Source organism: Mycobacterium riyadhense, assembly GCF_963853645.1.
Classification (GTDB): Bacteria; Actinomycetota; Actinomycetes; order Mycobacteriales; family Mycobacteriaceae; genus Mycobacterium; species Mycobacterium riyadhense.
Genome location: NZ_OY970456.1, coordinates 3494538 through 3519685 on the forward strand (window position 1 = coordinate 3494538; position 25148 = coordinate 3519685).

Consider the following 25148-nt stretch of genomic DNA (forward strand, 5'->3'; position numbering starts at 1 on the left):
TCATTCCAGTTCCTCCGACAATTCCAGCCGCGGTGCCTCGACCGTGGCGACCTCGCCCGCAAGGGCATGCAGTTCCCGGGTCAGGCGGGTGATGCCGACGTGGTCGGATTGGTCGTATTCGGCGAGTTCGGTGTGCTTGGCCTGCCACCGGGTCTGGTTACGCAGCATCAGAGCAACCCGAGCAGTTGCAGGTCCGTCACGTACTTGAGGATGATTGACGCTGATACGTGTGGGATGTCCGGATCGTTTTTGTCCCGTCCAATTTTCGCTTCGTGCACAGCAGCGCGGAAATGGTCCGTCGGCCCGTAGGATCCGCGAGGCGGTTCAAGAGGCTGCGGACTCTTGGTGTCACGAAACAGCAGCATTGGAAGTACGGAGTGTCGGCGCTGTCGCTCCGGCAGGGAACGCACGCCGGCGTCAAACCGCTGCAACCAGGTGTCGAAGTCATCGATGCGCTCGATCGGATAACCGGCCTCGATCAGCCAGTCGACGTACTCATCGAGCCCGACGCCGTCGTCGTGGGGGTTCATCACGTGGTAAGTCTGAAATCCGTAGCCCAATTGGGCACCGAGTGTAGAGATTGCCTCAGCGACGAATTCGACTGGCAGCCCGTCGAAGTGCGCGCGTTGTCGGTCGCCGTCGGGACCCAGGTGGTAGAACGAACGGGGGGCCAGGCCCGTCGCCATCACGCTCAACACCATGCGGGTGACCGTGTCGGAAACGTTGAGCTGGCCAGCGTAGGTGGTGTCGGCCAAAATCATGCCGCAGCGAAACACCGCGACCGGTAGCCCACAACCGTCGTTGGCTTCGCGCAGCAGCACCTCGCCGGCCCACTTGCTGTTGCCGTAGCCGTTGGCTGCGCTGGTGTCGATGGTACGGGCGGGGCTGATGACCCGGATGTCAGCATCCTCGGTGAATGCCGAAGGCTCGATCTGATCGCCCACATTGACCGTGGATACGTATGTGTAAGGCTTGAGCTTTGCCGTGAGCGCGAGCCGGATCAGCTCGGCGGTCCCCACGACGTTCGGCAAGAACAGAGCAGGGTAGGACAGGATGCCATTGACAACCGCTGCGGCGTCGACAATCAGATCGACGGTGGAGGCCAGCCGTTCCCAGGTTGCCTGGTCCAGGCCCAGTTGGGGTTCACCCTTGTCGCCGGCGATCACTTCAAGGTGATTGACGGCCAATTCCCCGAAGCACCGCGCCAATGCGGGGTCGCTGTCGAAGATATGGTCCAGGCGGCGTCGCGCCTCCTCGCCAGAGCTGGCCCGCACCAGGCAGATCAACTTGCCGTCGACCAGCTCCATCTGTTGCATCAATTGCAGGACCAGGTAACGCCCGAGGAAACCTGTCGCCCCGGTCAACAGCACCGTCCGCACCTCGGCACTGGGGCCTGGCAGCGTCGGCGCGGCGGCCAGCGTCGGGGCGTCGATGAACTTATCCAACGTAAGGTCGCGGGCGTGCACCTTGGCAGCACCGCGTCCATGCACCGATTCGAAGTGCATCTCGCTGGAAGGGTCGCCCATTTGCTGACTCAGGCTTCGAACGGAGGGGGCGAGAAATAAGGAGCCCACGTTGAGGTCCATGTCCAGGGCGGTGTTGATTGCGGCGATGACTCGCATTGCGGATAGGGAGTCTCCGCCGAGGTCGAAGAAGGAGTCGTCGACACCGACGCGCTCGAGCCCAAGGACCTGGGCATAGATGCCGGCCAGGATTTCCTCGGTGGCGGTGGCTGGAGCGCGGTAGCGGTCGGTGTCGGTGTAGTCGGGGGCCGGTAGGGCGCGGGTGTCGAGTTTGCCGTTGAGCGTCAACGGCAAAGCCTCCAGCGCCACTACCGCCGCGGGCACCATGTAGGCCGGCAACCGCTGCGCCAGTCCAGCACGCACGGTGGCCGGGTCCGCGGTCCCGGTCACATATCCGACGAGGCGTTTAGCACCCGCGGGGTCCTCGCGGGTGATTACTACCGCTTGCTCGACTCCGTCGAGTTCGGTGAGCGCTGCCTGGATTTCGCCCAGCTCGATGCGATAGCCACGGATTTTGACCTGCTCATCAGCGCGTCCGAGATACCGCAACTGCCCATCGGCATCCCAACACACCAAATCCCCGCTGCGATACATCCGCGTTCCAGGCTCGCCGAACGGGCACGCCACAAACCGCGACCCGGTCAACCCGGGACGGCGCCAATACCCACAGCCCACCCCGGCACCGGCCACATACAACTCACCGACCACCCCGGACGGGACCGGGCGCAACCACCCATCCAGCACAAACAACCCTGCCCCGGCCACCGGCGACCCGATGGGGACCCCTCTCGAAGACCCCGCGTGTAGTGGTGCGCTGATCGCCACCCACATCGTGGTCTCGGTGGGGCCGTACTCGTTGAGCATCACCCGCCCCGGCGCCCACCGATCCACCAGCTCGGGCGGGCAGATCTCCCCGCCAACCAGCAACGCTACCGGCCCCAATTCCTGCGGTGAGAGCATCGCCGCCGCCGTGGGCGTTAGACATAACACGCTGACATGTTCAGCGATCAACAGGCTATGGAAGTCTTGCGGGGAATTCGCGACCTCTTCGGGGATCACCACCAGCCGCCCGCCGTGCAGCAGCGCACCCCAAATCTCCCACCCCGAAATGTCGAAACTGTAGGAATGCCACTGGCTCCACACCCCCCCGCCCGGCACACCCACCTCGGGCAATGCGGCCATCAGCTGGGTCACGTTGTGGTGGGTGATCGCCACGCCCTTGGGCACCCCGGTGGTCCCCGAGGTGTAGATCAGATACGCCAGATCATCAGCGGCCGGGTCTGGCAATGCCGTGCTGGGTTGGGCATCGATGGCGGGATCATCGATATCGATGACCGCCATATCACGGCCCCCCAGCCGCCCGGTCAACTCGGTGGTGGTCAGCGCCACGGTCGGGGTGGTGTCTTCAAGGAGGAACTCGATGCGCGCCGCGGGCAATGCGGGATCGATAGGTAGGTAAGCCGCCCCGGCCTTCAACACCCCCAGAATCGCCACAACGGCCTGCGCACACCGCGGAAATAACAACCCCACACACTCACCCCGGCCAACACCACGACTGGCGAGCAAATGCGCGAGCCGATTCGCCGCTTGATCAAGCTCGCGATAGGTCATCGACACACCCTGAAAGCTCACCGCCACCGCCTGCGGCGTGCGAGCGGCCTGGGCGGCAAACAACCCCGGAATCGACACCGCCGGCAGAGCCGGCCGGGTCAACACCGCCGTGTGAGCCCACTGATCCAACCGGGCATGCTCGGCGGTAGTCAGCACATCCAACGACGACACCAACTGGGTGGGGTCGGTGGTCAAGGTGGTGAGCGTTTGTTGCAGTCGTGTCAGGAGTGTGTCGATGCTGGCCGCGTCAAACACGTCGGTGCGAAACTCCACCCATCCGCTGATCCCGGCGGGCGCACCAGCATCGTTCCAGCGTTCGGTAAGGAAAAAGGTTAGGTCCATCCGGGCGGTGTGGGTGTCGATCGGCAACGCATCGACCTGCAGATCTTCCAGGGTCAGCCCCCCAGTGGGGTCAGTGCTGGATCCGGGCAGATTTTGCCAGGCCAACACCACCTGCACCAGCGGGTGATGGGTACGAGACCGGGTCGAGTTAACCCGCTCCACCAGTAATTCAAAAGGCACGTCCTGGTGCTGGTAGGCGGCCAGGCTACGCGCACGCACCTGAGCCAGCAGGTCACTGAAACGGGCATCACCAGCCACCTCGACACGCAGCACCAGCGTGTTGACGAACATGCCCACCAACTCATCGAGCGCGGGATCACTTCGCCCGGCGATCGGGAACCCGATCGCCACATCAGGGCTTGCGCTGAGTTTGGACAGCAGCACGGCCAGGGCAGCCTGGACCACCATGAAATTGGTCGCGTTGTGTGCGCGGGCCACCTCAATGATCTGCTGCTGCAATTGTGCTGGCCAGTCGACCGCCACGCTGGCACCGCGGTAATCAGCAACCGGCGGGTAGGGCCGATCGGTGGGCAACACTATCCGCTCGGGCAGTCCGGCTAGGGCCTGTTCCCAGTAGGCCAGCTGCGCGGCGATGCGGCTGCCCTGATCGGTCAGCTCTCCGAACTGCTCACGCTGCCACAGCGTGTAATCGATATATTGCGCCGCCAACGGCGTCCAGCCGGGGGCTTTCCCGCCACGCCGGCTGGCATAAGCCATTCCCAAATCACGCACCAACGGGCGAATCGACCAGCCATCGGCAGCGATATGGTGCACCACGATCACCAACACGTGCTCGGCCTGGCCGACCCGGAAAACCTGCGCCCGCAACGGGATCTGGGTAGCCAGGTCAAAACGGTGGCCACCCACGACGCCGAAAGCCTCGGCTAGCCGGCTTTCCGGCCAGCCGCTGGCATCAACGACACCCCAACCAAAGTCGGCGCCCTCGACATCAACCACCAGCTGCCGCGGTATCCCCTCGACCGCGGGGAACACCGTACGCAGGCTCTCATGACGGCCCACCACATCGGCCAACGCCGCACCCAACGCGGCGACATCAAGCCCACCACTTATCCGCAGCGCCACCGCCATGTTGAAAACCGGTGAGGACTGCTGCAACTGGTCAATAAACCACAACCGAGACTGGGCAAACGACAACGGCACCACCGCCGGACGCGGGCCCGCTACCAACCGCGCCACCCCCCCGCCGCTACCGGCACCGATGCGGGCCGCCAGTTGGGTCACGGTGGCCGCCTGGAAAACCGTCTCCACTTTCAGGTCAGCATCAAGGCTGGTGTTGATGGCGGCGATGACTCGCATTGCGGATAGGGAGTCTCCGCCGAGGTCGAAGAAGGAGTCGTCGACACCGACGCGCTCGAGCCCAAGGACCTGGGCATAGATGCCGGCCAGGATTTCCTCGGTGGCGGTGGCTGGAGCGCGGTAGCGGTCGGTGTCGGTGTAGTCGGGGGCCGGTAGGGCGCGGGTGTCGAGTTTGCCGTTGAGCGTCAACGGCAAAGCCTCCAGCGCCACTACCGCCGCGGGCACCATGTAGGCCGGCAACCGCTGCGCCAGTCCAGCACGCACGGTGGCCGGGTCCGCGGTCCCGGTCACATATCCGACGAGGCGTTTAGCACCCGCGGGGTCCTCGCGGGCGATCACCACCGCTTGCTCGACTCCGTCGAGTTCGGTGAGCGCTGCCTGGATTTCGCCCAGCTCGATGCGATAGCCACGGATTTTGACCTGCTCATCAGCGCGTCCGAGATACCGCAACTGCCCATCGGCATCCCAACACACCAAATCCCCGCTGCGATACATCCGCGTTCCAGGCTCGCCGAACGGGCACGCCACAAACCGCGACCCGGTCAACCCGGGACGGCGCCAATACCCACAGCCCACCCCGGCACCGGCCACATACAACTCACCGACCACCCCGGACGGGACCGGGCGCAACCACCCATCCAGCACAAAAAAAGCAACATTGGCCAACGGCGCCCCGATGGGACTAGCACCGCCAACGGTGTCACTGAGGACGATCTCGCGAAACGAAGCATGCACCGTCGTCTCGGTGATGCCATACATGTTGATCAGACGCGGTAATCCCGGATGCTCGCCCATCCACATCCCGAGGCGATCGGGATGCAGCGCCTCGCCGCCAAAAACCACAGCCTGCAAAGCCAGCCGCTGCCCCTGCTTGGCTGCTACCGCGTCCGCCGCAGCCAACGCATAAAACGCCGACGGAGTCTGGCTTAACACACTGACCCCTTCAGCGACCAGCAAAGCGCGGAACTCTTCCGCAGAGCGGGTCACCTCTTCGGGGATCACCACCAGCCGCCCACCATGCAGCAACGCACCCCAAATCTCCCACACCGAGTAATCGAAACTGTAGGAATGACACTGCGACCACACCTGTCCCGGCCCCAACCCCAGACCCACCTTGAGCGAATCGAACAACCGGGTCACGTTGTGGTGGGTGATCGCCACGCCCTTGGGCACCCCGGTGGTCCCCGAGGTGTAGATCAGATACGCCAGATCATCAGCGGCCGGGTCTGGCAATGCCGTGCTGGGTTGGGCATCGATGGCGGGATCATCGATATCGATGACCGCCATATCACGGCCCCCCAGCCGCCCGGTCAACTCGGTGGTGGTCAGCGCCACGGTCGGGGTGGTGTCTTCAAGGAGGAACTCGATGCGCGCCGCGGGCAACGCGGGATCGATAGGTAGGTAAGCCGCCCCGGCCTTCAACACCCCCAGAATCGCCACAACGGCCTGCGCACACCGCGGAAATAACAACCCCACACACTCACCCCGGCCAACACCACGACTGGCGAGCAAATGCGCGAGCCGATTCGCCGCTTGATCAAGCTCGCGATAGGTCATCGACACACCCTGAAAGCTCACCGCCACCGCCTGCGGCGTGCGAGCGGCCTGGGCGGCAAACAACCCCGGAATCGACACCGCCGGCAGAGCCGGCCGGGTCAACACCGCCGTGTGAGCCCACTGATCCAACCGGGCATGCTCGGCGGTAGTCAGCACATCCAACGACGACACCAACTGGGTGGGGTCGGTGGTCAAGGTGGTGAGCGTTTGTTGCAGTCGTGTCAGGAGTGTGTCGATGCTGGCCGCGTCAAACACGTCGGTGCGAAACTCCACCCATCCGCTGATCCCGGCGGGCGCACCAGCATCGTTCCAGCGTTCGGTAAGGAAAAAGGTTAGGTCCATCCGGGCGGTGTGGGTGTCGATCGGCAACGCATCGACCTGCAGATCTTCCAGGGTCAGCCCCCCAGTGGGGTCAGTGCTGGATCCGGGCAGATTTTGCCAGGCCAACACCACCTGCACCAGCGGGTGATGGGTACGAGACCGGGTCGAGTTAACCCGCTCCACCAGTAATTCAAAAGGCACGTCCTGGTGCTGGTAGGCGGCCAGGCTACGCGCACGCACCTGAGCCAGCAGGTCACTGAAACGGGCATCACCAGCCACCTCGACACGCAGCACCAGCGTGTTGACGAACATGCCCACCAACTCATCGAGCGCGGGATCACTTCGCCCGGCGATCGGGAACCCGATCGCCACATCAGGGCTTGCGCTGAGTTTGGACAGCAGCACGGCCAGGGCAGCCTGGACCACCATGAAATTGGTCGCGTTGTGTGCGCGGGCCACCTCAATGATCTGCTGCTGCAATTGTGCTGGCCAGTCGACCGCCACGCTGGCACCGCGGTAATCAGCAACCGGCGGGTAGGGCCGATCGGTGGGCAACACTATCCGCTCGGGCAGTCCGGCTAGGGCCTGTTCCCAGTAGGCCAGCTGCGCGGCGATGCGGCTGCCCTGATCGGTCAGCTCTCCGAACTGCTCACGCTGCCACAGCGTGTAATCGATATATTGCGCCGCCAACGGCGTCCAGCCGGGGGCTTTCCCGCCACGCCGGCTGGCATAAGCCATTCCCAAATCACGCACCAACGGGCGAATCGACCAGCCATCGGCAGCGATATGGTGCACCACGATCACCAACACGTGCTCGGCCTGGCCGACCCGGAAAACCTGCGCCCGCAACGGGATCTGGGTAGCCAGGTCAAAACGGTGGCCACCCACGACGCCGAAAGCCTCGGCTAGCCGGCTTTCCGGCCAGCCGCTGGCATCAACGACACCCCAACCAAAGTCGGCGCCCTCGACATCAACCACCAGCTGCCGCGGTATCCCCTCGACCGCGGGGAACACCGTACGCAGGCTCTCATGACGGCCCACCACATCGGCCAACGCCGCACCCAACGCGGCGACATCAAGCCCACCACTTATCCGCAGCGCCACCGCCATGTTGAAAACCGGTGAGGACTGCTGCAACTGGTCAATAAACCACAACCGAGACTGGGCAAACGACAACGGCACCACCGCCGGACGCGGGCCCGCTACCAACCGCGCCACCCCCCCGCCGCTACCGGCACCGATGCGGGCCGCCAGTTGGGTCACGGTGGCCGCCTGGAAAACCGTCTCCACTTTCAGGTCAGCATCAAGGCTGGTGTTGATGGCGGCGATGACTCGCATTGCGGATAGGGAGTCTCCGCCGAGGTCGAAGAAGGAGTCGTCGACACCGACGCGCTCGAGCCCAAGGACCTGGGCATAGATGCCGGCCAGGATTTCCTCGGTGGCGGTGGCTGGAGCGCGGTAGCGGTCGGTGTCGGTGTAGTCGGGGGCCGGTAGGGCGCGGGTGTCGAGTTTGCCGTTGAGCGTCAACGGCAAAGCCTCCAGCGCCACTACCGCCGCGGGCACCATGTAGGCCGGCAACCGCTGCGCCAGTCCAGCACGCACGGTGGCCGGGTCCGCGGTCCCGGTCACATATCCGACGAGGCGTTTAGCACCCGCGGGGTCCTCGCGGGCGATCACCACCGCTTGCTCGACTCCGTCGAGTTCGGTGAGCGCTGCCTGGATTTCGCCCAGCTCGATGCGATAGCCACGGATTTTGACCTGCTCATCAGCGCGTCCGAGATACCGCAACTGCCCATCGGCATCCCAACACACCAAATCCCCGCTGCGATACATCCGCGTTCCAGGCTCGCCGAACGGGCACGCCACAAACCGCGACCCGGTCAACCCGGGACGGCGCCAATACCCACAGCCCACCCCGGCACCGGCCACATACAACTCACCGACCACCCCGGACGGGACCGGGCGCAACCACCCATCCAGCACAAACAACCCTGCCCCGGCCACCGGCGACCCGATGGGGACCCCTCTCGAAGACCCCGCGTGTAGTGGTGCGCTGATCGCCACCCACATCGTGGTCTCGGTGGGGCCGTACTCGTTGAGCATCACCCGCCCCGGCGCCCACCGATCCACCAGCTCGGGCGGGCAGATCTCCCCGCCAACCAGCAACGCTACCGGCCCCAATTCCTGCGGTGAGAGCATCGCCGCCGCCGTGGGCGTTAGACATAACACGCTGACATGTTCAGCGATCAACAGGCTATGGAAGTCTTGCGGGGAATTCGCGACCTCTTCGGGGATCACCACCAGCCGCCCGCCGTGCAGCAGCGCACCCCAAATCTCCCACCCCGAAATGTCGAAACTGTAGGAATGCCACTGGCTCCACACCCCCCCGCCCGGCACACCCACCTCGGGCAATGCGGCCATCAGCTGGGTCACGTTGTGGTGGGTGATCGCCACGCCCTTGGGCACCCCGGTGGTCCCCGAGGTGTAGATCAGATACGCCAGATCATCAGCGGCCGGGTCTGGCAATGCCGTGCTGGGTTGGGCATCGATGGCGGGATCATCGATATCGATGACCGCCATATCACGGCCCCCCAGCCGCCCGGTCAACTCGGTGGTGGTCAGCGCCACGGTCGGGGTGGTGTCTTCAAGGAGGAACTCGATGCGCGCCGCGGGCAACGCGGGATCGATAGGTAGGTAAGCCGCCCCGGCCTTCAACACCCCCAGAATCGCCACAACGGCCTGCGCACACCGCGGAAATAACAACCCCACACACTCACCCCGGCCAACACCACGACTGGCGAGCAAATGCGCGAGCCGATTCGCCGCTTGATCAAGCTCGCGATAGGTCATCGACACACCCTGAAAGCTCACCGCCACCGCCTGCGGCGTGCGAGCGGCCTGGGCGGCAAACAACCCCGGAATCGACACCGCCGGCAGAGCCGGCCGGGTCAACACCGCCGTGTGAGCCCACTGATCCAACCGGGCATGCTCGGCGGTAGTCAGCACATCCAACGACGACACCAACTGGGTGGGGTCGGTGGTCAACGCGGTAAGCATCCGCGTTAACCGCTGCATGAGATCGGCGGTGTTCACCTTGGTGTACGCGGCGTTCGTGCCAGATGCGTCGGGTGCGGCGGCGATAGTTAGCGTCATCTGTTCGCCAATAATGTCGACCGTGATGGTCGTTGTGAAATGCGTCGGGCTATGCGCGCTGGCGGGGCGAAATGTCACCCCGCCAGCGCTGAATTCTGTGTCGACTGCCAGGCCGCCGGAGGGGAAATTCTGGAACACGAGCAGCGTGTCGAACATCTCTGGCGTACTGGTCAGCTTGCGTAGCTGCGCATGGCTAAAGTAGGCGTACTCATGCAGCAGTGCGGTGTCGCGCTGCAGAGTCAAGCAGTGTTCGGCCGCGGCTGTGGTGGGGTCAAGCCGAACTCGTAGTGGCACCGAGTTGACGAACAGGCCCACCATGGAATCGACACCGTCGAGTTCGGCGGGCCGGCCCGAGACCACAATCCCAAACACAACGTCGTGGCGGCCAGTCAGCCGCGATAGCACCAGCGCCCAGGCCAGCTGCAGCAGCGTGTTGGTGGTGACACCGCAGCCGCGGGCGGTGTCCAGGACGGCAGCTGTGGCAGCCTTGTCCAACACCAGCCGCGTGTGGGTGGGGCCAGCGCCCGCTGGCTCGCCCGCGCCGATGGCCAGCGCGGCGGCCAATAAGGTCGGCTCGGACAAACCGGCCAGATAGTGTCGCCAGAAATGTTCATCCGGGCGCGTGTCGCGGTGCACCAGCCAGCCCAGGTAATCACGAAACGGTCGCGGCGGCGCTGGGAGTGCTTCGATAGCCCCACCAGCCCGGTACAAGGTCATCAACTCACCGCAAAACACTGTCAGCGACCAGCCGTCGAGCACGATGTGATGGGCGGTGACCAGTAACCTCCAGCAGGCGTGAGGCAACTCGATGAGGACAAACCGAATCGGCGGACCGTTGTGCAGGTCGAATCCGCGACGCCGCTCATCGGCCTCGAGTGCGGCCGCCTCGTCGGGTGTGGCAATGATCTGCCGCCATGCCAGATCGACGTCGGTGGGCACGACCTGGACCGGATGGGTCAGACCACGGCTGACGAAGCGGGCCCGCAGGTTCGGGTGGCGTGACAGCATCGCCCCCGCGCAGGTGCGTAGCAGTTCTGTGTCCAGCGGCCCGGACACGTCGGCAGCCATGGCGATGGTGTATGGGTCATCGCTGGGCGCCTGGCTGCGCATGGCCAGGGCGACCAGTCCCTGCTGAAGCGGGCTCAGGGGTAATACGTCGTCGATGCCGTCAAGACCGGTGGTTGTCTGAGTCATCACATCGACCCGCTTTGTTGGCTGCCGGCCAATATGGCGGGCAAAGCCGCTAGCTCCGAGTGCGACAATCCCGACAAGCTCATCGGCTGATATCGGCCGCAGTCGTCTCCGTCGTCAGGTTCGGGCTTTAGCCGTTCATCCCCGGGTTCCTGGATAGCGCTGTGTTCGTCTCCGCCTTGATTGGCTAGAGCAAGCAGGGCATCCAGCAGGCCGGCATCGCGAAGACGCTCGAGCGAGATGCTGCGCAGAAGGTTCCGCAGTTGTTCGTCTTCGGCGTCAGCATTGGGTGTCCCGTAATCCGATTCGCGATCGTAGCTGTCGCTTAGTTGCTGACTTAGCTGTCCTGCCAGGGCGGCGGGGGTGGGGTAGTCGAAGATTAGGGTTGGTGAAAGGGTTAGTCCGGTAATTGTTTTGAGTCGGTTGCGGAGTTCGATTGCGCTGAGGGAGTCGAATCCTAGGTCGTGGAATGGGGCTTGTGGGTTGATGTCGTCGTGATCGGCGTGGCCTAGTACGATCGCTACTTGATTACATATCAATTCCGTCAATGTGTCCCGTTGTTGATCGGCTGTCATTCCCGATAAGCGTTGGGCTAGTGCTGATTTCGCTGCGGCGTTGTCGATGTCTTCGACCAGCCGCCGGTGCGGGTGGCCGGCCATAGAGGTGAATAGCGGCGGCCACATACCGGCCAGGGCGGGGTTGTTCAGCGCGCCACGATCTAGTTGGGCGGCCACCACTATGGGGTGATCCAATGCCAGGGCGGTATCGAAGAATTCCAGGGCTTGTTCTGCGGTCATCGCCCTCATTCCGACTCGGTTGAGTCGGGTTATCCCGGATTCGTCTAGGTGTGCGGTCATCGCGCTGGATTGTTCCCATAGTCCCCATTGCAGCGAGATGCCGGGCAGTCCCAGCGTGCGCCGATACTCGGCTAATCCGTCGAGGAATGCGTTGGCGGCCGCGTAGTTCCCCTGTCCGGCGGCGCCGACGGTGGCGGCCATCGATGAACACAACACAAACATCGACAACTCTAAATCCTGGGTTGCTTCATGCAGGTTCCACGCCGCGTCCGCCTTGGCGGCCAGTACCGCGTCGAGACGTTGTGGTGTCAGCGAGGTGATGGCCCCGTCATCGAGGACTCCTGCGGCGTGGATCACTCCGCGTAATGAGCGGCCTTGCGCGGCCAGTTGTGTCAGCAACTGGTCCAACGCATTTCGGTCGGCCACATCACATGCTGTCACCTCTACGAGCGCTCCGGCCTGTTCTAGTTCGCTGACTAATTCCGCGGCCCCGGCGGCGGTGTGTCCGCTGCGGCTGGCCAGGACCACATCGACTACCCCGTGGTCGACTACTAGGTGGCGGGCCAACACCGAACCCACCATTCCGGTGCCGCCGGTGATCAGCACGGTGCCTGAAGCCAACGTTGTTGTCAGGGTGTCGGGCATGGTTAAGACGATCTTGCCGATATGGCGGGCTTGGCTCATCCATCGGTAGGCTGCTGGTGCGCACCGCACATCAAAAGTTGTGACGGGCAACCGATTCAGTTGTTCAGTGGTGAACAATGCTGATAGCTCGGCCAGCATCGCCGCGATCCGATCCAGACCCGCTTCCATCAGATCGAACGCCCGGTAGAGCACTCCGGGGTGTTGCTCGGCGATCCGTTGCGGGTCGCGGATATCGGTCTTGCCCATTTCGATAAAGCGCCCACCATCTTTCAGCGTGCGCAATGAGGCATCTACGAACTCTCCGGCCAGGGAGTTGAGCACCACATCCACACCACGCCCGCCGGTGGCCGCTAGAAACTTCTCGGCGAACTCCAGCGTGCGGGAATCGGCGATATGGTCTTCGTCGAAACCCATGGCCTGCAGCGTGTCCCATTTACCGCGGCTGGCGGTGACAAACACTTGCGCTCCCCATAGCCGTGCTAGTTGCACCGCGGCCATCCCCACTCCGCCCGTGCCGGCGTGGATCAACACCGACTGCCCGGCACCTAACCCCGCTAGATCGGCGAGTCCGTACCAGGCCGTCAAAAACGCCACCGGTACCCCCGCCGCCTCGTTCAACGACCACCCGGTCGGCACCGACACCACCGACCGGGCATCGACCACTGCCACCGGCCCTGCCAGGGGCATTAACCCCATTACCGCGTCCCCGACGGCCACTTCCTGCACCCCGGGACCGACCTCGGTCACCACTCCGGCGCCCTCACCGCCCAACACCGCAGCCTGATTGGGTACCATCCCCAATCCCACCAACACGTCCCGAAAATTCACTCCCGCTGCAGCTACCGCTACCCGTACCTGCCCGGCCTCTAAACGCCTACCGGCGGCAAGGTCGGGCTGGGCCACCACATCTTCTAACGTGCCTCCCTCGCCTGCGGCCAACCGCCACCCAGGCTCGGCCGGTAACGTCAGCAACCGCGGGGCCGGCACCAGCCGCGCGGCATATACCGCGCCGTCACGCACTATCAGCTGTGGTTCTGCTAAGCCGGCTATCATGCCCGTGTCCAGGCTATTATCGGTGTCACACAAGATGATTCGCCCGGGATGTTCTGATTGCGCGGAACGCACCAGTCCCCATACCGCCGCCCCGGCCAGATCGGTCACTTCTTCCTCGGCGAGCCCGACGGCCCCGCGGGTGACCACCACCAACACCGCTCCGCGGTGTGCAGCAAGCCAGGACTGCAGTACCTGTAAAGCGGCATGGGTGGCTTGATGTGTCGCGCTGATGACCCCCGCGCCGCCCGGCACGCATTCCCACACCACCACCACATCGGTGTCGGTGTTGGTGGTGTTGGTGTTGGTCGCGTCCGCGAAATCGTTCCAGGACACCACCACACGAGGCCCCGCAGCGTGATCGGCCGCAGCTACCGGGGTCCACGTCACTTCCAGCAATTCCCGCTCATCGCCCACGCTGGACCCGCTCATCAGCGCCTGTAGTTGCTGCGCACTGATCGCGCGTGTCGCCAGTGAGCCCACCGTCAATACCGGTAACCCCGCATCATCGGCTACCTCGACCGACATCAGCCCATCAGCGTCCACGCTCAGACGAGCCCGGAGCCGGCTCGCGCCCCGGGCATGCAACGACACTGTCCGCCAACAAAACGGTAACCAGATCTGGGTGGTGTCCTCATCGGTCGCGCCTGCTGCGGCCGCGACATGCGCTACCGCGTGTAACACCGCATCCAACAATGCGGGATGGATCCCAAAACCATTGATCTGTAACCCCTCTGGTGCGGCGACCTCGGCGAACACCTCATCCCCACGCCGCCACACGGCCCGTAACCCCTGAAACGCTGGACCGTATTCATAACCACGCGCGCCCAGGCGCGCATAGCCATCGGCGATATCAACGGCCACCGCCCCCACCGGCGGCCACACCCCCAAATCCGTACTAGCGCGCACCGGCTGCACACCCACCAAACCTTCAGCGTGGCGCACCCACTGCGCACCCGGTTGTTCAGCACGTGAATACACCGACACCGCACGACTATCCGACTCCCCCGCGGCGCTGATGACCACCTGCAACTGGGTCGCCACAGCCTCGCTCAACACCAACGGCGCCAACAGCGTCAACTCCTGCACCATCGAGCAGCCCACCTCATCGGCCGCCCGAATCACCAACTCCACCAACCCCGCCCCGGCCAACACCACCACCCCACCCACCGCATGATCAGCCAACCACGGCTGCAACGCCAAAGACAGCCGCCCAGTCAACACCACCGCACCGGTCTCGGGCTGTTCCACCACCGCCCCCAACAACGCATGCCCAGCACCGGCCAACCCCAACCCGGCAGCATCGGCCGAACCACCAGACGTCAGCCAAAACCGTTTACGGTCAAAGGCATACGACGGCAACTCCACCCGCCGTACCCCGCAACCAGCGAACACCGAAGCCCAATTCACCCCCACCCCCGCCACAAACGCCTGCCCCACCGATAACCACCACCGATCCAAGCCGCCCGCACCACGACCCAACGAGGGCACCGCCACCACACCCGGCAGCGTCTGCTCAATGCCGGCCAGCATCACCGGATGCGCGCTGGCCTCGATGAACACCGAATGACCCTGGGCAGCCAACTGCTGGATCGCGGACTCAAACTGCACCGTCTGACGCACATTCTGATACCAATACCGCCCATCCAACTCCGCGGTATCCATCAACCCACCGCTGACCGTGGAATAAAACGCCACCTCACCCGAACACGGTGTGATCCCCGCCAACTCGCCGATCAACACCTGCTCAACCCGTTCCACCTGCGCAGAATGCGACGCATAATCCACCTCGATCCGCCGGGCCCGGATACCCTGCGCCTCAGCACGACCCATCACCTGCGCCACAGCATCTGACTCACCAGAGACCACCACCGCGTGGCGCCCGTTCACCGCGCCAACACCCACCCGGCCCCCCAAACCACTCAACAACTGCTCGACACGCTCCACCCCACACGCCAACGACACCATCGCCCCGGCACCGGTCAACGACGCCAACAACCGGCTACGCACCGCCACCACCTGAGCCGCCTGCTCTACCGACAACGCCCCCGCTACACACGCCGCGGCGATCTCACCCTGCGAATGCCCCACCACCGCATCCGGTATCACCCCCACCGAACGCCACAACGCGGCCAGTGACACCATCACCGCCCACAACACCGGCTGCACCACATCCACCCGATCCAGCCCCGGCGCCCCCACACCCCCGCGGATCACCTCAACCAAAGACCAATCCACCCACCGTCTCAACGCCTGTTCACAGCGCGCCATCTCCTGGGCGAAAACAGGTGAAGCATCCAATAATTCGACACCCATCCCCACCCACTGCGATCCCTGCCCAGGAAACACCAACACCGTCTTACCCACCCCAGCGGCCTGGCCGACCACCACACCCGCGGCTAACTCACCAACGGCTAACCCCGCCAACCCCGCTACCAACTCGCCACGATCACCACCCACGATCACCGCACGATGAGCAAACACCGACCGATGCGCCAACGTCCACCCCACATCAGCGGCATCAACATCGGCACCCCCACCCACATACCCCAACAACCGATCAGCCTGCGCGGCCAACCCCGCCGACGACTTCGCCGAGACCACCCACGGCACCACCGGCAACGACCCCGCAACCGCTGAGCCGTTGTGCCCCGAGTCCACCGCCGGCGCCTGCTCAAGGATCACATGAGCATTCGTGCCGCTAATCCCAAACGACGACACCCCCGCCCGCCGTGGACGGCCCGGCTCATCGGGCCACGGCTGCGCCGACGTCACCACCGCAACCCCCCCACCCGACCAATCCACATGCCCAGACGGCGCATCCACATGCAACGACGCCGGGACCAACCCATAACGCATCGCAGCCACCATCTTGATCACCCCGGCCACCCCCGCCGCGGCCTGGGTATGCCCCATATTCGACTTGATCGACCCCACCCACAACGGCTCACCACCATTGCGGTCTTGCCCATAGGTGGCCAACAATGCTTGAGCCTCAATCGGATCGCCCAACACCGTGCCCGTCCCATGAGCCTCCACCACATCCACATCCGCCGCCCTCAACCCCGCATTAGCCAACGCCGCCCGAATCACCCGCTGCTGGGAAGGCCCATTGGGCGCGGTCAACCCGTTAGTGGCCCCGTCCTGATTCACCGCACTGCCAGCCACCACCGCCAACACCTCATGGCCCAGCCGCCGCGCATCCGAGAGCCGCTCGACCACCAACACCCCCACACCCTCACCCCACCCCGTCCCATCAGCACCAGCAGCAAACGACTTACACCGCCCATCGGCGGCCAACCCCCGCTGCCGAGAAAACTCCACAAACGCCGCCGGAGTAGCCATCACCGCCACCCCACCAGCCAACGCCAAATCACACTCCCCCGACCGCAACGACTGACACGCCAAATGCAACGCCACCAACGACGACGAACACGCCGTATCCACCGACACCGCCGGCCCCTCCAACCCCAACACATACGCCACCCGCCCCGAGGCCACACTGGTCGTCGTGCCCGTCAACCCATAACCACCCACCTGCTCACCAGCCCCCACCCCATACCCCTGCGCGATAATCCCGGTAAACACCCCCACACTGGCCCCCCGCAACGACACCGGATCAATCCCGGCATGCTCCAACGCCTCCCACGAACACTCCAACAACAACCGCTGCTGAGGATCCATCGCCAACGCCTCACCCGGCGAAATCCCAAAAAACCCAGCATCAAACTCACCCACACCCTCAACAAACCCACCCTGGCGGCAATAGGTCTTACCCACCGCATCCGGATCAGCATCAAACAACCCCGCCACATCCCAACCCCGATCAACCGGAAACGACGAAACCACATCAACACCACCCGCCACCATCTCCCACAAACCCCCCACCGACTCCACCCCACCCGGAAACCGACACCCCATCCCCACCACCACCACCACCGGCTCATCAACGCCCACCCGTACCGGCACCAGCGCACGCCCCGGCTCTACCACCCCGATCACCTGCTCACACAGATACCCCGCCACGGCGGCGGGGGTGGGGTAGTCGAAGATCAGGGTCGGTGAAAGAGTCAGCCCGCTAACCGCTTTGAACCGGTTACGCAGCTCGATAGCAGTCAGGGAGTCAAATCCCAAATCCTGGAATGTGGCCTGCGAGTCGATGTCGTCGCGATCAGCGCGGCCCAATACCACCGCCACTTGACTACACACCAACTCCACCAACGTATCCCGCTGCTGATCGGCCGACATCCCCGACAAACGCTGAGCCAACACCGATTTCGCCGCAGCATTATCGACATCATCGACCAACCGCCGCTGCGGGCGGCCCACCAAAGAGCTAAACAACGGCGGCCACACACCAACCAGAGCGGGATCATTCAGCGCGCCACGATCCAACCGGGCGGCCACCACCATCGGATGATCCAAAACCAGGGCAGCATCAAAGAACTCCAGCGCCTGCCCCGCGCTCATCGCCCCCACCCCGACCCGGTTGAGCCGAGCCATCCCGGAATCACCCAGATGCGCGGTCATCGCGCTGGATTGTTCCCATAACCCCCACTGCAACGAGATACCGGCCAATCCCAACGCGCGCCGATACCCGGCCAACCCGTCCAAAAACGCGTTCGCCGCCGCATAATTACCCTGCCCCGCAGCACCGACAGTGGCAGCCATCGACGAACACAACACAAACACCGACAACCCCAAATCCCGGGTCGCCTCATGCAGATTCCACGCCGCGTCCACCTTGGCCGCCAACACCGCATCCAGTCGCTGCGGTGTCAACGACGTGATCGCCCCATCATCGAGGACCCCCGCGGCATGAATCACCCCACGCAACGAGCGCCCCTGCTCGGCCAATTGCGCCAACAACCGATCCAACCCATCCCGGTCAGCCACATCACAGGCCGCCACCTGCACAACCGCTCCGGCCCGCTCTAGCTCGCTCACCAACTCCGTGACCCCGGCAGCGGCCGGCCCGCTGCGGCTGACCAACACCACATCCACCACCCCATAGGCAACCACCAGATGGCGGGCCAACACCGAACCCACCATCCCGCTACCCCCGGTGATCAACACGGTGCCCGAACCCTCATCGCCTGCGGCCAACCGCCATGCAGGCTCGGCCGGTAGCGTCAGTAGCTGCGGGGCCGGTACCAGTCGTGCGGCATACACCGCGCCGTCACGTACCACCAGCTGCGGCTCCGCCAAGCCGGCTACCGCACCCGCGTCCAGGCTATTATCGGTGTCACACAAGATGATTCGCCCGGGATGCTCTGATTGTGCGGAACGCACCAGTCCCCATACCGCCGCCCCGGCCAGATCGGTTACTTCTTCATCGGCCAGCCCGACCGCCCCGCGGGTGACCACCACCAACAACCCATCGCGTTGTGCAGCAAGCCAGGACTGCAGTACCTGTAAAGCGGCGTGCGTGGCTTGATGTGTCGCGCTGATGACCCCCGCGCCGCCCGGCACGCATTCCCACACCACCACCACGTCGGTGTCGGTGTTGGTGGTGTTGGTGTTGGTCGCGTCCGCGAAATCGTTCCAGGACACCACCACACGAGGCCCCGCAGCGTGATCGGTCACAGCTACCGGGGTCCACGTCACTTCCAGCAATTCCCGCTCATCGCCCACGCTGGACCCGCTCATCAGCGCCTGTAGTTGCTGCGCACTGATCGCGCGTGTCGCCAGCGAGCCCACCGTTAACACCGGTAACCCCGCATCATCGGCGACCTCGACCGACATCAGCCCATCAGCGTCCACGCTCAGACGAGCCCGTAGCCGGCTCGCGCCCCGGGCATGCAGCGACACTGTCCGCCAACAAAACGGTAACCAGATCTGGGTGGTGTCCTCATCAATCGTTCCTGCGGCCGCGACATGCGCTACCGCGTGTAACACCGCATCCAACAATGCGGGATGGATCCCAAAACCATTGATCTGTAACCCTTCCGGTGCGGCGACCTCGGCGAACACCTCATCGCCACGCCGCCACACCGCCCGTAACCCCTGAAACGCTGGACCGTATTCATAGCCACGCGCGCCCAGGCGCGCATAGCCATCGGCGATATCAACGGCCACCGCCCCCACCGGCGGCCACACCCCCAAATCCGTGCCAGCCGACACCGGCTGCACACCCACCAAACCCTCGCCGTGGCGCACCCACTGCGCACCCGGTTGTTCAGCACGTGAATACACCGACACCGCACGACTATCCGACTCCCCCGCGGCGCTGATGACCACCTGCAACTGGGTCGCCACAGCCTCGCTCAACACCAACGGCGCCAACAGCGTCAACTCCTGCACCATCGAGCAGCCCACCTCATCGGCCGCCCGAATCACCAACTCCACCAACCCCGCCCCGGCCAACACCACCACCCCACCCACCGCATGATCAGCCAACCACGGCTGCAACGCCAAAGACAGCCGCCCAGTCAACACCACCGCACCGGTCTCGGGCTGTTCCACCACCGCCCCCAACAACGCATGCCCAGCACCGGCCAACCCCAACCCGGCAGCATCGGCCGAACCACCAGACGTCAGCCAAAACCGTTTACGGTCAAAGGCATACGACGGCAACTCCACCCGCCGTACCCCGCAACCAGCGAACACCGAAGCCCAATTCACCCCCACCCCCGCCACAAACGCCTGCCCCACCGATAACCACCACCGATCCAAGCCGCCCGCACCACGACCCAACGAGGGCACCGCCACCACACCCGGCAGCGTCTGCTCAATGCCGGCCAGCATCACCGGATGCGCGCTGGCCTCGATGAACACCGAATGACCCTGGGCAGCCAACTGCTGGATCGCGGACTCAAACTGCACCGTCTGACGCACATTCTGATACCAATACCGCCCATCCAACTCCGCGGTATCCATCAACCCACCGCTGACCGTGGAATAAAACGCCACCTCACCCGAACACGGTGTGATCCCCGCCAACTCGCCGATCAACACCTGCTCAACCCGTTCCACCTGCGCAGAATGCGACGCATAATCCACCTCGATCCGCCGGGCCCGGATACCCTGCGCCTCAGCACGACCCATCACCTGCGCCACAGCATCTGACTCACCAGAGACCACCACCGCGTGGCGCCCGTTCACCGCGCCAACACCCACCCGGCCCCCCAAACCACTCAACAACTGCTCGACACGCTCCACCCCACACGCCAACGACACCATCGCCCCGGCACCGGTCAACGACGCCAACAACCGGCTACGCACCGCCACCACCTGAGCCCCCTGCTCTACCGACAACGCCCCCGCCACACACGCCGCGGCGATCTCACCCTGCGAATGCCCCACCACCGCATCCGGTATCACCCCCACCGAACGCCACAACGCCGCCAGCGACACCATCACCGCCCACAACACCGGCTGCACCACATCCACCCGATCCAGCCCCGGCGCCCCCACACCCCCGCGGATCACCTCAACCAAAGACCAATCCACCCACCGCTCCAACGCCTGCTCACAGCGCGCCATCTCCTGGGCGAAAACAGGTGAAGCATCCAACAATTCAACCCCCATCCCCACCCACTGCGACCCCTGCCCAGGAAACACCAACACCGTCTTACCCACCCCATCCGCCTGGCCGACCACCACACCCGCACCTAACTCACCAACGGCTAACCCCGCCAACCCCGCCACCAACTCGCCACGATCACCACCCACGATCACCGCACGATGAGCAAACACCGACCGATGCGCCAACGTCCACCCCACATCAGCGGCATCCACATCGGCACCCCCACCCACATACCCCAACAACCGATCAGCCTGCGCGGCCAACCCCGCCGACGACTTCGCCGAGACCACCCACGGCACCACCGGCAACGACCCCACAACCGCTGAGCCGTCGTGCACCGAGTCCACCACCGGCGCCTGCTCAAGAATCACATGAGCATTCGTGCCGCTAATCCCAAACGACGACACCCCCGCCCGCCGCGGACGACCCGCCACATCCGGCCACGGCCGCGCCGACGTCACCACCGCAACCCCCCCACCCGACCAATCCACATGCCCAGACGGCGCATCCACATGCAACGACGCCGGAACCAACCCATAACGCATCGCAGCCACCATCTTGATCACCCCGGCCACCCCCGCCGCAGCCTGGGTATGCCCCATATTCGACTTGATCGACCCCACCCACAACGGCTCACCACCATTGCGGTCTTGCCCATAGGTGGCCAACAACGCCTGAGCCTCAATCGGATCGCCCAACACCGTGCCCGTCCCATGAGCCTCCACCACATCCACATCCGCGGGCCCCAACCCCGCATTAGCCAACGCCGCCCGAATCACCCGCTGCTGGGAAGGCCCATTGGGCGCGGTCAACCCATGAGTGGCCCCGTCCTGATTCACCGCACTGCCAGCCACCACCGCCAACACCTCATGACCCAGCCGCCGCGCATCCGAGAGCCGCTCCACCACCAACACCCCCACACCCTCACCCCACCCCGTCCCATCAGCACCAGCAGCAAACGACTTACACCGCCCATCAACAGCCAACCCCCGCTGCCGAGAAAACTCCACAAACGCCGCCGGAGTAGCCATCACCGCCACCCCACCCGCCAACGCCAAATCACACTCCCCCGACCGCAACGACTGACACGCCAAATGCAACGCCACCAACGACGACGAACACGCCGTATCCACCGACACCGCCGGACCCTCCAACCCCAACACATACGCCACCCGCCCCGACGCCACATTGGTCGTCGTGCCCGTCAACCCATAACCACCCACCTGCTCACCAGCCCCCACCCCATACCCCTGCGCGATAATCCCGGTAAACACCCCCACACTGGCGCCCCGCAACAACACCGGATCAATCCCGGCATGCTCCAACGCCTCCCACGAACACTCCAACAACAACCGCTGCTGAGGATCCATCGCCAACGCCTCACCCGGCGAAATCCCAAAAAACCCAGCATCAAACTCACCAACACCCTCAACAAACCCACCCCAACGCGTATACGACTTACCCACCGCATCCGGATCAGCATCAAACAACCCCGCCACATCCCAACCCCGATCAACCGGAAACGACGAAACCACATCAACACCACCCGCCACCATCTCCCACAAACCCCCCACCGACTCCACCCCACCCGGAAACCGACACCCCATCCCCACCACCGCAATCCGGTCATCAACAACCCCTGCCGGCTCATCCACCGCTCCCGCTGCGGTCGCAGAAACCACGGGCGGGTGGCCAGTGCGGCTCAATAACATGTCCGTGAGGTCACCAACCGTGCAGTGGTTGTACACCTCCACCGGCTGCACCGGAGAGCCAGCTAGCAGGCTGAGTCGCTCAGCCAACTCCACCACCCCCAGGGATCGAAGACCCTGCGCGCCCAGTGGCTGATTGACATCGACAGCGTCAACACCGATCCCCAAAACCGCAGCGGTCTGTTGGCGCACCGCCGCTAACAATTGGTCGGCTGACCCTCGATCGCTGCCCTGCATCGAAGCGACGGGCGCGCCGCATCCGTCGTCGTGCATCGCCACTAGCAGCGCCTGGGCTTGCAGGCTGCCGTCGCGGAAGCGATCGCGGCATCGCGAGCGCTGCACTTTGCCGCTGGTCGTCTTACTCACGATGCCGGGCGGCCCTAACAACACCACCGAGCAGCGCAGCTGATGCTGCTTGACCACGACGGCTCGTACCGCCTCGGTCACCTCGCTCAGCGCCTCTCTTGACGCCGACGGGGACACTTCGGCGAGGACCGCAAGCTCGTCGCCCTGGGCGCCATCAACACCAAAAGCCGCGATCCCCCCCGCCCTGATCGCTGGATGACACCCACGCACGCTGTCCTCAATGTCGTGGGGATAGATGTTGCGGCCCGCGACGATCAACAGATCTTTGATGCGGCCACACACGAATAGCTCACCATCACGCAAGAAGCCGAGATCTCCGGTGCGCAGATAGCTGCGGCCGCTATCCTCCCCGGCCAGGCGGCCCTCGAACACGGCGCGGGTCTTATCCGGCGCCCGCCAGTAGCCTGCGACTTTGCTGGGCGAGTCCACCCAAATCTCGCCGACCTGCCCGTCGGGCAGCGGCGCACATCGCTCGGGATCAACGATGCGTACCTTGACGTCGGCGGTGGGCTTGCCGCTGCCTAGCAAGACCTGTCCATCAGGACCGCTGCTGGCAACCACTAGCCGCTCTAGGTGCAGTTGGTCGCGATCCACCCGCACCCGGGAACGCCCGAACACCGTCACCGCCACCGTGTGTTCGGCAAGGCCATAACATGGGCAGAATGCCTCTGGGCGCAGCCCGGTCACGGCAAACGCCTGCAAAAAGCGGTCAGTGGTGTCGGCGCGCACCGGTTCAGCCGCGCTCATCACCACCTCCAACGAGCCGAGATCCCACTGGGCACGCTGCTCGCGGGTGGTTTTCCGCACGGCAAGCTCATAGCCAAAATTCGGGGCGCCGGTGATCGTGGCGCGCACCCGGTGCATAACCTCAAACCACAAGGCGGGCCGCTGGATAAAGCTCAACGGCGAAATCATGGTGAGCTCACCATTGCCCGCCAACGCGCCCAAAATTACAGCGACCAAACCGAAGTCGTGGTATGGCGGCAGCCAAAAGACGCCACGACTGTTCAAGTCAAGTCCCAGGGCTTGGCGGTGCATATCGAGTTGATGCGCCAAATTACCGTGGGTGACAACCACGCCTTTGGGATCAGAGGTCGACCCCGAGGTGTATTGGAGGAAAGCCGGCGTCTCCGAGCCTGGCGCCCAATCCGATCCGGTCTTTTGCGCCGCGCGCCATCCACGCATACGTCGAGCACTCCGCGAGGTCACCCGCCACGGAATATCCTGAGGCCAGTCCGCTGGACCCGACGTGGTCACGAACGACTTCGCCGTGGCCAACCGCCGCGCCGCGGCATACCGTCGATTGGTCAGGATCGCTGTGGCGCCTGAGTCGGCCACAACCCGAGCCAACCCCTCGATAGCAGTGTGCGGGTTGAGTGGGTCCGGCGGATAAACGGGGACCGGCACCACCCCAGCAGCCATGCATCCCAGCAGGCTTTGTACCAAGTCCAGACCGGGTGGGTACACCAGCAGCGCACGTTCCCCGGGCGCCAAACCGTACCGCTGCCGTAACAAATAGGCCACTTCGGTCATGCTGGTCACCACATCGGCGCGGCTCATCGACTCAACGACTCGGCCCCGATCATCGACGAAAGCTAGAGCACGGGCACCAGGAACCCGGGCGCCGATCTCCCGCACTCGATCCACCAGAGGAATCACAAATACACCCCTACATTGGTAGGACTTTTACAGGATTCACACGACGAGGAATCCACGTCAGCGACTACACCTTCAAAATCTGCAAGCACCTCACATCCGGCCGATATTGCCTGCCACGAGCGGACCGTCGGAGTGAACCGCACTTAAACCGAGTTCCAAAGGCCAATCATGAAAGCGCGCCGAGTCCGCCGGGCGTCCGCGTGATGTCCTACGCGAATCATCCCACCTGCCAACATGATTCACTGGCAAACACCGCCGATCCCCATCGACTACAATTACCGTAACGACCTAATGGCGCGGGACATTAGCGGGACATTAGTTAGCCACCAGCTAGGGACCGCCTGTCGAACTCAGCGCACGATACCATACGTATTGGTAT

General features: G+C 64.3%; 2 pseudogenes. Both read right to left on the bottom strand.

Annotation, left to right across the window (positions count from 1 at the left end):
* A pseudogene (locus AADZ78_RS15600) lies at positions 1-168 on the bottom strand (ABC transporter ATP-binding protein); the annotation flags it as partial.
* A pseudogene (locus tag AADZ78_RS29110) lies at positions 168-24769 on the bottom strand (amino acid adenylation domain-containing protein); the annotation flags it as partial. The pseudogenes AADZ78_RS29110 and AADZ78_RS15600, both read right to left, overlap by 1 nt.
* Positions 24770-25148: the final 379 nt, after the last annotated feature.